This is a genomic window from Bacillus sp. J14TS2, from assembly GCF_018333015.1.
Lineage (GTDB): Bacteria > Bacillota > Bacilli > Bacillales > Bacillaceae_C > Lederbergia.
The window spans coordinates 108,276-122,038 of record NZ_BORE01000013.1 but is presented as its reverse complement, the minus strand read 5'-3'; the positions used below and the strand labels follow the sequence as shown (position 1 = coordinate 122,038).

The 13,763-nt window shown below is 35.7% G+C and carries 12 protein-coding genes; 1 reads left to right on the top strand and 11 read right to left on the bottom strand.

The window, feature by feature from the left end:
• Positions 1–62: 62 nt before the first annotated feature.
• Entirely contained in the window at positions 63–518 is a 456-nt protein-coding gene (locus tag KI375_RS19140) for a MarR family transcriptional regulator (protein ID WP_244852837.1), read from the bottom strand.
• A 483-nt stretch (positions 519–1,001) separates the two neighbouring features.
• Here KI375_RS19140 and KI375_RS19135 point away from each other — a divergent pair, with 483 nt between their 5' ends.
• On the top strand, positions 1,002–1,538 hold the full coding sequence (locus tag KI375_RS19135) for a DUF1572 family protein (protein ID WP_212975042.1): 537 nt from the start codon (positions 1,002–1,004) through the stop codon (positions 1,536–1,538).
• Between the two features lie 208 nt (positions 1,539–1,746).
• Here the strand turns inward: KI375_RS19135 and KI375_RS19130 are convergent, their stop codons facing one another.
• From KI375_RS19130 to KI375_RS19085, 10 genes are all read right to left on the bottom strand, one after another.
• Positions 1,747–2,523, bottom strand: coding sequence for an ABC transporter permease (locus KI375_RS19130; RefSeq protein ID WP_212975041.1), 777 nt, complete (start codon positions 2,521–2,523; stop codon positions 1,747–1,749).
• Entirely contained in the window at positions 2,520–3,425 is a 906-nt protein-coding gene (locus KI375_RS19125; RefSeq protein WP_212975040.1) for an ABC transporter ATP-binding protein, read from the bottom strand. The genes KI375_RS19130 and KI375_RS19125 overlap by 4 nt, the downstream gene beginning before the upstream one ends.
• Positions 3,426–3,431: 6 nt before the next feature.
• Positions 3,432–3,656 (bottom strand): PLDc N-terminal domain-containing protein, encoded by a 225-nt coding sequence (locus KI375_RS19120; protein ID WP_212975039.1) that lies wholly within the window; start codon positions 3,654–3,656, stop codon positions 3,432–3,434.
• A gap of 80 nt (positions 3,657–3,736) precedes the next feature.
• Positions 3,737–4,510: an SdpI family protein gene (locus KI375_RS19115; RefSeq protein ID WP_212975038.1), complete on the bottom strand. Its 774-nt coding sequence runs from the start codon at positions 4,508–4,510 to the stop codon at positions 3,737–3,739.
• Between the two features lie 5 nt (positions 4,511–4,515).
• Positions 4,516–4,782, bottom strand: a complete 267-nt coding sequence (locus KI375_RS19110) for an autorepressor SdpR family transcription factor (protein ID WP_212975076.1) — start codon at positions 4,780–4,782, stop codon at positions 4,516–4,518.
• Positions 4,783–5,145: 363 nt separating this feature from the next.
• Complete coding sequence (locus KI375_RS19105) at positions 5,146–6,363, bottom strand: hypothetical protein (RefSeq protein ID WP_212975037.1); 1,218 nt, start codon at positions 6,361–6,363, stop codon at positions 5,146–5,148.
• A gap of 673 nt (positions 6,364–7,036) precedes the next feature.
• Positions 7,037–7,852 (bottom strand): sugar phosphate isomerase/epimerase family protein, encoded by an 816-nt coding sequence (locus KI375_RS19100; RefSeq protein ID WP_212975036.1) that lies wholly within the window; start codon positions 7,850–7,852, stop codon positions 7,037–7,039.
• Positions 7,853–8,059: 207 nt separating this feature from the next.
• Entirely contained in the window at positions 8,060–9,667 is a 1,608-nt protein-coding gene (locus KI375_RS19095; RefSeq protein ID WP_212975035.1) for an extracellular solute-binding protein, read from the bottom strand.
• A gap of 573 nt (positions 9,668–10,240) precedes the next feature.
• Positions 10,241–12,490, bottom strand: coding sequence for a helix-turn-helix domain-containing protein (locus KI375_RS19090; protein WP_212975034.1), 2,250 nt, complete (start codon positions 12,488–12,490; stop codon positions 10,241–10,243).
• A 759-nt stretch (positions 12,491–13,249) separates the two neighbouring features.
• The gene (locus tag KI375_RS19085; RefSeq protein WP_212975033.1) at positions 13,250–13,684 is read right to left on the bottom strand and encodes a hypothetical protein; all 435 of its coding nucleotides are present in this window, start codon (positions 13,682–13,684) and stop codon (positions 13,250–13,252) included.
• Positions 13,685–13,763 lie beyond the last annotated feature (79 nt).

The following is a 13,763-nucleotide window of genomic DNA, read 5'->3' as shown; positions in this document are numbered from 1 at the left end:
GCTTTAGAGAACACGGAGAAGCATAGGTGGGAGATGAAAGAAAACCCCCACTGATTGAAGGTTCACTTTATATTTTCAGTCATCATATTTAAAAATTTAATAATGGTCTCTAATTCCTCTGTATTGAATTTTTCAAAGATGCGCAAATAACGCGCTTCTGCTTTTTCATGTAACTGCTCGTGAATAACAGCGAGCATCTTCCCAGAATCGGATAGCAGATAATGCACTTCTTTCTTATTGCCTTCCCGTTGTGTCTTTTCAATCATATGGTGTTCCAATAGTTTCTTTACCGCTTTAGTAACCGCTGGCTTTGATATATTTAAACGCTCTGCCAGCGTCGTATTATTAGCTTTTTCTTTTTCTTTAATGACGGCAACAATATGCAGCTGCGTCAGTGTCCAATCGGAAATGGCCGCTTCTTCATCACTTACATTAATTGCCTTCCGATTTCTATCAGCTTCTTCTCTCTTCATTATTAACTGCTTCAATGCTTCCATCGCTTCTGCTTGCTTATTCATTGTCTTCATCTCTCCTTCATCTCAAAAATATTAACCGGTTAACAATAAACATTTTACTATTCATATTTCATTTGTCAACAATAGTTTCTCGGTTAACAAAAACTATATCATCTAAATTTTTGTCGTCCCTTTATCTCTATTTCCAATACATCGATGTCTCACTATGCATTCCCAATTCTTGACCAATAAATAAAGAAGGAGAATAGACCAAACCAAGATAATGGGAAACGTGCTCTCGCACACAAGGACAATAATTATTATTATTCCATAAAGAATACCCTCTATCTTTCAAAACCACCTACCGAGGGAGGAGACAAACTCAAAAAATCAGTGAGGTGCAGATTTGAAATAATGTTTAACCGTTTATAAAAAAGGTTGCACCGTTTTACCCCTTTGGATATGATGTGTCCAAAGGATGCATTTATGGGAAATAATGTGCGGCAATTAGGAAAAATTGTTTTTTTAAAAAAAGGGGGAAGATTTATGGATATGGGAAGTGAATACTTAAAGATTGTACAAACAAGGTTTGAAAATGTTAAAAGTCTCGGGGATAAAACAATAAGCCAATTATCAGAGGAAGACATACACTGGAAATTAAATGATGCTTCAAATAGTATTGCAATCATTGCAAAACATTTAAGTGGAAATATGATATCTAGATGGTCTGACCTTTTAACATCAGATGGGGAAAAACCTTTCAGAAATCGTGATCAGGAATTTGAAGATGATATCTCATCGAAACAGAAAATGATAGTTATTTGGGAAAAAGGATGGGGCACGCTTTTTAATACATTGAATGGATTAGAAAATCACGATTTATTAAAAAAGATAACCATTCGGAGTGAGGAACACACTGTGCTAGAAGCGATCGAAAGACAAATGGCTCATTACGCCTATCATGTTGGTCAAATTGTTTATATTGGTAAGCAATTAAAAGATAATAGCTGGGAAACTCTTAGTATCCCTAAAGGAAAATCGGAAGAATATTTACAGCAGAAGTTAAAAAAACATCAGGCTTAGCACATCAGAGGTTGTTCCGTAACGGGCATGGTTATGGATGACCTAAGGCAGCATATGATCAAACCTTCTTTTAAAACTATTAGATAATAATTAATTTTCTCCATCCTTGATTTCAAAATGGATTCTTCTTATTTACGGTAAATTACGGGTTTGTGAGCTTCGGAGCAACATGAGGGATATGAAACCCCTCACTAATTGTTGTCTCACTCTATGCATTCCTAATGCTTAATTTTTGTACCGATAAATACAGTAGGAGAATGGACCAAAGGATAATTACAACAATATGAATAAGTATTTCTGAGCTTTGGCCTGTTATCATCTGATTGATCGCTTCATAGGAGAGACTAGAGGGCAATATAAGATCAATTAGATCATTCCAACCATTCATCGCACGGAGGATAAATAGGATCCCGATGGAACCAATGGCCAACAAAGCAGTTTGTTTAACGATGGAGCTCATTAATAAAACAAAAGCAACAATAAAAGCAATCCATAAAGCGTAATACACAAAGCCAAGTAACACATTTTGAATTGGGATGCTTTCAAATAAAAACACTGTATAACCATAAGAAGTCAAATAACCAATGGCAATGGAGAAAAGTACAAGCAACAAATAAGAAGTATACTTAGATAAGACATAATTTTTTACACCGACTGGTTTAGTCAAAATAATATCCAGCATCCCATCCTTCTTATCGATCTGAATCATCCCCATAATACTGACCGCAATCACTATTAGCCCTAGTTGATCAAATTGGGAACTAAGTGTACCAGCAAAAATCTCACTACTCGTCTGTTCCATTGCTGACAAATCGATCGTGACTCCCTCTTCCTCCCCCACTAAGTCCATCAAGAAAGGTAGATAATACACCGCAATTGGCTGCATAATCCCTAGTAAAATAAATACCATCGGCAACCAAATAACCTTCCACTCTTTGAAGAACTGCTTCCATTCCTTTTTTACTAACACCTGATATTGTTTCATTCTTTCACCACCAAGTCTAAAAATATTTCTTCTAGATTTTCCTTGTATATCTCTAGTTTTTTATAATTGATTTGGTTATCGTGAATTAGCTTCATCACATCAAATTTGTTCTTATCCATATCCATCACTTCTACCAGATAACGGTTATGTTGTTTTTCGATAGTCTTTATATAAGATTCGTTTGTTAATACATTCTCCAAATTACGCTCATCATTTACTAATTCAATACTTAATGTATGTTGAAATCTGCTTCCAAACATATCTTCATTACTTGTATCCGCAACCAACTTCCCATTTTTCAATATCACAAATCGATCACATATCTCTTCTGCATCACTCAAAATATGAGTAGAGAGTAGAATAGTCGTATCTTTCTTTATTTCTTGAATTAAGCGAATCATTTCACGTCTGCCAATAGGGTCTAATGCTGATACTGGTTCATCTAAGATAATAAGATCAGGTTGATGGAGGAGTGCCTGGGCAATCCCAAGGCGCTGCTTCATTCCACCTGAAAGTGTGACAATTCGCTCTCCCTTATTCTTGATAAGCCCTACCATATCCAGCAATTCATCTATTCTCTTCTCTAAAATTCTGTCCGGCATACCAGATAATTGTCCCATAAACACTAATAATTCTTTCACAGTCATCCATTCAAAGAAAGTTGGCTGTTGTGGTAAATAGCCTATTTTCTCTTTCATTTTTTCCATGCCTTGATGATCTAGTTTGATGACACCTGAATCTGGTGACAGTATGCCCGTTATCATTTTCATAATCGTAGACTTTCCTGCGCCATTTGGACCGATTAAGCCAACACATTCACCTGTATGAATCGTTAAAGAAAAATCACGAATAACTTGCTTTTCCTTAAACGCTTTGTTGATCTTTTTCATCATGAATTCCATACGCTATCACCCTCTCTTTCTACCAATCGCTAAATATAGTACAGGCCCCAATATATTTATAAACAGGATAATCAGAATCCAGATCACCTTATTCGCTCGATGTTCTCTGTATATATACATGTCAATAAAGGCAATCAGTAATAGAACAGTATTTACTAGCATAAACGGAATCATAATGGGCAATACAAGATGCCAATCAACTTCCCGCACCTCTTCGATAATCGAATTCATGATAAACCTCCTGTTTTTTGTAAGAAGAATCATTGAAGAGACATTCTTTTGACAGGCTTATAAACAACTAATTATGATTCTTAAATATTTTGGTGTTTTTTCTTTAAACGAGTGACAACGATGTGAGATGTTATTGCGATTACCACTATTATTACAATCATACTGATGATTGGATATACGCCCGGAAGGAAGGCACATACCCCCGCGATCACCCCGCCTAAAATGAGAATACGAGACGCAAATGAACCGATTTGCTTTTGTAAACGTGGATTGTCACTGGCTGATCCTAATCCCAAAAGGTAAAGCTCTGATAAGAAGGTTAAACCTAGCGCCTTCATTTTTATTGCAGTTAAAAACACTTCACGAGGTTTTTTCTTATCATATTGTGCAAATTCTTTTTGAAATCGACTACGTTGAATACGCGGAAAATAATTTCCAATAATAAGCAAATAGATCGCAAACATAATAGCGACAATATTAATGACAAAATTGGGAGAATCCAAAATGCCACTACTATTAATCGGTTGGACTAACATAAACGTATGAACGACTAACTGGGAAGACAGTATAAAGATAAGCAATGCATCTAACACACTTTTTAACCTTCGAACATCTACATATTTACGCCCCCATAAAAAAGCTAATTGAAACATGAAAAAAATAAATAACATAAAGAGTGGAAAAATAGCGATTACCACTCCTTTTTGAGTCACCCATTCCACATCACTATACGTTTCCAAATGATCCGGTAGTTGGGGATAAGCCCAAAAACTTATTCCAACTGCGAATAAAAACAATATGAATGGAATCAATAGTCCTGCCCGAACTGGGGATTTTCTTACTGGCTCTGTCATCCTCATCACTTCTCCTTTTCGTCTTGAAAATGGATGATCCACTTTAGTACTTCTTGAAAAACAGTTGTATTTAACGAATAAACAATATAGTTTGCCTTTCGTTCATCCCACACCAATTCAGCTTCCTTCAAAACATTCAAATGACGTGAAATACTCGGCTTGCTAATCTGAAAACGATCAGCAATTTCACCAGCCGTTAGATTTTGTTCTTTTAACAAATCCAATATTTCTCGCCTTGTTGGATCGGCAAGTGCCTTGAACACCTTGTTAATAGACATATTATTTATCCTCATTTCAATATCCATTTTCGTTATTAGCTATTTAGCTAATTGGCTAAATACTATTTTTAATGTAACACAGGAAAATTTTTCTGTCAAAATATAATTTTTATTTAGTTGAGGAGATCTTGTGTAGTGATCTCAGCGTATGTTTAGCGGATTCAAATTTTATCCTATAAAATATTATAGGGCAGTAATCTCCACACCTCAAAGCTTTTATGCGTAGGTGGGAGATACACTGCCCTCGTTATAGCCGTGTCGTATGCTATAATTACTTTGAGTGATTCGGTAGGTACGATTATTAGATCACTAATGTTGTCGCTTTTTCACATATTTCTCAAAATGACTTTGTAATACCTAAAAATCTATAATCTGAACACTATTTTGCTCTACCTTTGGTGATTCAATTTGCGAAGCGATGTCGGTAATCGACACCCAATCCGTTGCTTCTACCAATGAGTCAGTCCAATAAGTATTATTGCTTACAATCGTTTCCATGATTTTAAAGTTCACATTATTTTTGTCAGATACTAAACTAACATAGGACTGAGTAGGCTGCACACCGTAAAAGTTATTTCGAGAAATATCTACACCGACAGTTGGGAGATTACCACTTCCATTTCCTGGGTTTTTAGAATTTGAGTTATTTACGATTTGAATCCAATTTTCTCTTTCCGCACTATGATTAGTCGTAAATTCATTGTCAGTAATAACCAGATTCTTGACTGATACAAAATGAAGAGCGCCAGTATATTTATTTTGGGCAATTTCATTCAATGGGATTGGATCAGTGACAGTATTTTGCGTGAATGTTATGTCGCTATTTTGAGCGTCTTTTGCATAAATATGCTGTCCCATCGGAGATTGTGCCCAGGATAACATATTACCATTTTCATAATATGGTACAAACTGTGAATTTTTTACAGTGACCCCTTCAGTAGCCGCTCCATCAAGTTCCCCACCATAGCTGATTAACCGTTCTTCTGAAGCGGTTGATCCAGATGCATCTGTGATTGCATAATCTGTTTGTATAGCCTCAGCATACTTTTGGGACCCATCTATTCCAGACAAGTCAGTTGTGTTTCCATATCCAGCGACTGTCAGATTATCGAAAAGTAGATTGGAAGATCCTAACAAATCAAAAACATGTTGACCAAATCCAGTTACTCTATTAAATGTGATTCCTTCGAAAGTTGCGTTTTCAACATGCAAAAGTGTAAATCCAAGTCGGGCATCGCCAGTACCATTGAACGTACCACCTTTCCATTTCATCCCTGAATTACCTGCTGAAAGAAAAGTGACCTGTCCAGTAAAAATAGCATCTGTTGCATCAATTGTGACATTGTCTTCTCTCGGCAATTCAATATAACCACTTAACTCATAAGTTCCTTCCGGAAAAGTGATTGTAGAATCGGGCTCTGCATTTGAAAACATTTCTTGAACACTAGCACTATCAAATGTTAATTCCTCAGCTTGAGCGATTGATGGATAATGAATGGTGAACAAGAAACTAAACAGAATAGCAATAAATAATACTTGTTGGAAAGAAAACTTCATTTCTATTTTTTTCTTCATTTTAGCTCTTCCTTTACATTTTTATAGTCTTTTAATTTAGTTTCACATCCGCAATAATTGGCTGTATGCCCCAACTTCAAGAATTCAGGGATAAACATAGATTCAAGTGAGGATCACTAGCCCATTAAAGATCGATTTGTTCAATTAACAAAGGCCCCATTGTATTCCATAAATTCAAAAATATGGAAGCCACAGACATGTTGAGTCACCCAATAAGAGGGCCGAGACAAAAGTGTTTCACTCAAGACAAAACAAACTACTAGATGAATATCCCCTAGCTCCGGAAATATACTTCGCTAAGACAATACATTGTTCGTCTTTGAAGGTTAGCATTTTAGTTTTGTCTCAGCCTCAATAAGGGATTATTTAAAATAAATAACCTAATCGACATACTCATATCACCTTCTTAAAACACTTGTCCCATTAATGCGTATATCCAGTTTTTAAGGATTTACCTCAAATAGACTCTTTGCCTTTGGCTACTGTCATAACCAATGAGCAAGTGTTTAAGAAAGCCTGTCCAATCTATCGTCTTTTTAATACCCTTATCTATATTTAAGAATGATATTGCTAGTTTTTTATTTCTATCTTTTTTGACTCAACAGCTGGGAGCGGAAACCCAACTGTTGAGAAAACGCATTAATCGTACTAGTAAAATTTCAGCTAAGGTTCATTACTTTTTATTTTCATATACTTCAAGTAAGTTATTCCAACATGCTGCCAAATGATGGGGATTGGGCTCTTCTGCAACCTCAAACATAAACGGTCCCTCGTAACCAAACTCTGAAAGAGAGCTAATCACTTCCGGCCACTTAACGATTCCTTCCCCAGGCATCCAATGTCTTTCGTCTATTCCATCATAATCAGACATATGGACTGTTTGAATCTTGGTGTTTAATTCTTTAATAAAATCAACGGAAGTCTCGGATAAAAGATGATTCACATCACAACAAACTCTTAAGTTCTCGTTTACACCTATAAGTGTTTTTATTTCCTGACTTGTGTTTCCTAGACATGTTCGTGGTAAATCCTCTACACAGATATGGATATCCAGCGACTTTCCTTTTTCTGCTAATCTATGAAGAGAATATTTGCATGCTTCAATACGTTCTGCCCGTTCTTCAATCGGTATTGGTTCAAAACTTGGATGTACAACAACCTGCTTTATTTTCCATTCATTCACCCAAGTTAACAATTCATAATGCTGGTCAAGAATGGAGTTTCTAGTCTCAAGATCTATCGTAGATATATCCCATGCGACACCAAAAGGTAAATGAACAGACCAAACTTCAAGACCTAAATCATGTGCTTTTTCAATGTACGGATTAAATACCTTCCTTAATCCTTTTATCGTTAAATCTGGCTCCTTCCGCGGAATAACTAACTCGATACTATCCAAACCTGCAGCTTTAATTTCCTGTAAAGTAACAGATGAACTTGGCAAATAAGATGTACCAACCGCCCAATTTGCTGGCTGCGATTTCTCCATATTAAACATCTCCTCATTGATCATTTGATTTTCATCCGCTTGTTTAGTTCATAAATTTTATCTGAGTATAATAAGAGACTAAGTAGAAAAACATCAATTTGACTTATTCCTCTTGAATAAAACATTGCCCTAAGCCCATCTTTTGAGAGATTAAAAGAATCCAATTAATGATAATTCTTATTAATGTATAGCAAATTCTCTGCTATGTTATTGCCGGCTATATGCCGCCTCTTTAATCTCCATATATTCACTTAATCCCATCTTTTCAATTGTATTGACATATTTATCCCATTCACCAAAAGAAATTTGGCCAGCTATAAATTTATCGCGCATTTCTGTGACATATTTGTCAATATCCGCTCCCACACTGTTTAATACCTTCGTTTCTTCTTCCGTATACATGAAGGTAGGCCACGGATCTTCAACTAGATCTGCCTCTAGCAAATCAGCCGCTTCTAAGTTCTTTTCCGAACTGGCTCCTCCCTGATAAAATTCTTGGACCGTCATACTTGGTCCTCCACCACCTGGGAATGTCAAATACTTTGTAACTGCCTCTTCAAAGGACAATCCATCTGGATTATTTTTTATCTCTTCAATAAACCCAAAAGTCCCATCATCTTTTTCTTCATAGGTAACGCCTTCTATACCCAAAAAGTATAATTTAATCCCTTCCTCACCATAAAAGTAATCAATCCACCTCATCGTTGCTTCAGGATGTTCATTCGCACTGGTAATAAGAAAGGCACCTACATTATTAACTGGCGAGTTCAATCTTGTGATCATCTTATCTCCATGCGGCCCTTCTAATGCTGGAATTGCAACAAATGGTTTTCCAGCCTTTTCTCCAAATGTCTCTATCGGTCCAAACCAACTCGTACTGCCATACAAACCTTCACTTCCATTTGCTATAAATTGCTCCGGATCGATCGAAAAGATATTTTGTTCAATAAGTTTCTCTTCATATAGTTTATTTATATATTGTAGTAATTCTTTATACTCTTCCGAAATAGGATAAAACCTTAATGTATCGTCCTCGGGATCTAAATCTATATTTGGGTTGGCAGAGCCTTTATTGGCAACTCCAAATGCCCCCCTAAGCCACTCGACAATTTTCGTACTATCACCAGAACCATATGGAACGCCATTATTTCCACCTGGATCCTGTTCCTTCACGGCTTTTAAATATTGATAAAATTCGTCAGTTGTAGTTGGCATATCCATATCTAAAGCTTCAAGCCAGTCTTTATTAATCCATGAAACAAACGCAAGACGGCTTGATAAAAACTCTGGGTCATTAAGCTGAGGAAGAGAATATATATTACCATCTGAAAAAGTGATTTCCTTTTCTATTTCAGGATATTCCTCAAGTAAGCTTTTTATATTGGGTGCATATTTATCTATTAAGTCGTTAAGAGGGATAAACATGCCTTGTTGACCATATTTTAATATATCGCTAGTAGGCATCGTTGTGCTGTGAAAGGCATCTGGCAAATCACCGCTTGCTAACCTAAGATTTCTTTTTTCTGCTAGGCCAGCTTTGGGGACCATTTCCCACTTAATATCAATATTCGTCATATCCTCATATTCATTAAAACTTAGGATGTCATTCCAGTCTGGAGCCGATTGTGGTGCCAATCCAGCAAAAAAGTTCAGCGTGATCTGTTCATCTACAATCGGCATTCCCGATTCATTAACGTCTGTAACTTCCGCTCCATCCTTATCTTTATCTTGATTTGTCTCTTTATTAGCACTACAAGCAGACATAAGTATTAATACGAATGCAGTTAATAAAACGAACCAACTTTTAAATTTCATTCAAAATCCTCCTCATAAAGACCAATGAATATAGACACTCGAAGTAAAAGCCATACATCGAGAGGCAATGGAATTAATTTCACAGCTAGATTTCCTTTCGTATATTCAGAAGCCAGAAGTGTTTCTTCTATTTTTTCAACGCTTTCATTTTGTAACAACTGAAATTCGAGTTACCCTCTCTTCAGTTGTAAAACTTAAGAGATTCCTTCAAACCACCAACACTTTCTCTCTTTACTCAGTCATCTAAATGCAAAATCACCTCCTTAAAATAGAAATGTAGCTGCACAATTATAGAAAATCATCTGAAAATAATTTCCTGAGTCTACATTCGTTGTCTAGTTTTTGATCCCATAAACCAGAGTATACTAAACACGTAATTTCTAGTTTATGTAGCTGAGAAATATGTGGTTCACATGTTTTCAGATTAGCACCGTTCACTTATTTTGGTAATATGTCACTTTTATTTTCGTTATGTAAAACATGACAAAACGAGCATGGTGTAAGGCTTTTGTTGTTCCAATCTTGTGTTAACGATAAAAAAATAGTGACTTTCCACTCGTAAGTGGAGAATCACTATTTTTCATTCTGGCTGGGATTTTGCCCCAGCCTTCGTCTATACTGCCCTGGTGTTAATCCTTCTTCTTTTTTAAATTTCCTAGTAAAGTTGGCAACGTCTACATAACCAATATCGGTGACAATGTCTTTTATTGCATGATTTGTTTCCCTCAATTGATTTTTGAACTCTTCATTACGTAATCTCCAAACAAATTGGGTAAAAGTGCTTCCTGTTTGTTCTTTTATAAACCGGCTAAGATAGGAAACAGATATCTGAAAAGCTTCAGCTACATGCTCCAAACTTAAATCATGCAATTTATAGTGATTCTGAATATAGTCCAAGATATTATCACGCATCAGGTTATTATGACTCTTTTTTCTTTTTTCAATCTCTTCACAAATATTTACTATAAGCACATTGATCTTTTTTTCTAAATCATCGATTGACTGAAACTCAACAAGAGCTTCCATATCTCCCACACTATGATTTAATCTTAATTCTAAAATGTTTTTTATAACAGTATTCATAATATCAAAACACATACATCTTAGCATATGAATAGACGTATCTTGCTCTCTTAAATTGTTCGTAATATTTTTCAGCGTTTCTTTCGCAACTACTTGATCTCCTAGCTTTAAACTCTGAATAAATTTCATTTGTTCTTCAAATGGAAACCAAACATCTATATTACTTTCTTTCGTAATTTTTTCAAAATACACTGTCGTAGATTTATTGCTAATGATTGAGTGCTCTGCTGAGGCCAGGGCTTCAATATACGATCTATTTATTTTATCAATTCCTTCATAAATTCCACCCACACCTATTATCGGTGTTGGGAATCCATGATCCCCCACTAATTCTATCAGGCTTACAATAATTTGTTCCCGTTCCTTCCCCTCCATCTCTGCTTGCAAGTTAATGATTAAGCCCATCGTATTATCTTCAATCAAATCAATACCATATGCCATATTCTCAGAAAAGGATACATCCCTTAATAGGGTCAACATTTTGTCTTTTTTCTTTATTGAATCTAATTGATTGCAAGAAATCACAGCGACAAAGAATTTATTACTAGGAAATGTAACCTTAACATCGTTCAGTGTTTCAACCGTTATTTTGTTCCTGTTAACATCACCTTTAAGTAAATTTAGCAATAATTGATCCCGCACATAAGGTTGATGAACTTTTGCTTTATGATGTAATTTTTCGCTATTATCATGTAAGGATGTGATTGTTTCTTGTATAGCAGTAAACACATCTTGTCTACTATTTTCCAATAAATTCCCACCATGTATTTTTAAAAACTGTGTAATATTTTGAATGGGCCTATATTGTATAAAGGTCATAATAATTGTCGCAATAATACCAATACATGCGATAAAAAATAAAATCGTAAAAATAGTATTTCGTAAAGTATCTAGTTCTGTATAAAATTGCTTTGTAGGCATAGCAGTCACGAACGTCCAATCCATAACATCTGAATGGATCGTTACGAAAGAATAATTTTCACCAAAAATTCTTTGCTCTTTAATTCCTTCATTAGCTGGAATTTTACTTAATATGTCTTCAGATGCAACGGTTCTTGCACTTTCATTTGATGCTATTAGTTCATTTTCTTGATTATAAATCAAAAAATTCCCTTCAAAATTACCTAATATATTTTTCGTTAAAGCATTTATTCTTTCTTCCTTCACCAAAAATCCAACTACGCCATTTGGGCTCGTCCCACCAATCGGATACATGTACAAAATTAGCTGTTTATCGTCACTTGTTGTTGTTTTGACAGGGCGAATAATAGGTTGAGTAATCGATTCTATTTCATTTTTTAATCTGTCAACTTCTGAATGGGCAATCTTGAATTTATTACTAGTATATATATCAAAACTACCTATCCCGTTTGATGAATGCACGTTTTCATAACCAAAGTAATAAAGAAATAATCCATCAATCATAGAGCTATTTACTTGATAAGTCGTTAACTCTTTAATCGCTTCTTTACTTTCGTATGGCTGGGTAAACATATAGGGTGTCAAACGCTGATCGTTAGATATCCTCGTAGCAATCCTTCCTAACTCTGTTACCCTAGCATTCAATATATCCCTAACTTGTTCTATTTTTCCTATGTTTGACTGATTAATTTCTGTTCGAATACTATTCACTGACATTTGATAGAAAACAATACTTATTGTACTAAAAGGGATTAGAAATATGATTAAATATGAAAGTAGGTATTTCTGAAATAAAAAAGGTCTTCTCTTTTTTAACACTAATAAATACCTCCTTCAAAAAGATTTTGAGAACAAAAGCGCAAGCACCTTGAACTAGGAAGAAAGGCTAAATTCGCGCCGTCCTGACGCAACGCTGTTCTGACCTACATCCTGTTGGCCTCCGACAAGCAAATGTTCCTGAACCTAGGAAGGGGCTTTTTCCCTTCATAGGTTTAGGGTTATTTGAACTCGAGGGGCTAGGCGCTGTAGCTGGATGCCGACCGCGACATAAGCAGTTATCCACAAGCGACAATTTTATAGTTTCCTAAACCAGAACAAAAGCGCAAGCGTCCGTCTAGCGACGTACAAACTTTTAATGAAGATGAACGACTAAAAACGTCCCCCTTGCCAACAACTCAAACTGCTGTCGTATGCACAGTACATCCTATACGTCGCAACGCCGATGGTGCCTGGAGCTAGACATCGACCGTAATATCTTACGAATTACCATTTTCTAGTTTCCTAGTGTAACTAGAAAGGAACTCAACTAGGAAAAACGCTTACACATTTTAGTTCAAAGAAGAACTTACATGATCGTATTTTTAAAACACCCATCCGTCATTCCCTTCTAACGGAATGCCCTCATTTTAATATAACCTAAATCTATCGTACGGTAAGTTGTCGTGTCAACCCATATAAGTTTAGTAATATTTCTTTTTTTCAGAAGAAAAACTTAGCCAATGACACGGTTTCACCCGATAAGAAACAGGCCGCTCCCTTTTATTTCTAGGGAACGGCCTGTTTCTTATCGAGATTGCTTTATTCTTTTTCCACAGAGTATCTAACTTGTTTAAAGGTGACAATATCTCCTGATTCTTCGTCGTTGCTTGTTTGCAGTAATTGAACTTTTGGTTCATAATCTGTTCTTAGTGCGTCCTTGATATCGCCGATCTCTAACGTGTATACTTCATCATTTTTAATTTTACCTTCAAAGACGGTCTCATTTGCTACAGAGATAAAAGTCGTCTTGTTTTCGTCGATATCTGTCATCTTGATTTCAATTTCATTATCTTTATCAGTGATAGTTGGAGTCACTAATTCAAGCGATCCTTCACCCGTATCATTGTTTACGGCAACTTCCAAGTCACTACGATCTTCTTCATCCAAAAGATCTTCTGAATCAAGAATCTGTGCACAACCCGCCAATCCAATGAACACAGTGAAAATAAATAAAAATCTTCCTGCATATTTCATGTTAATTCCTCTTTTCTTCGTACTATGTATACCCTCATTTTATCGTATGAAAAAAAACTAGACAATAAGCCCCCCGACG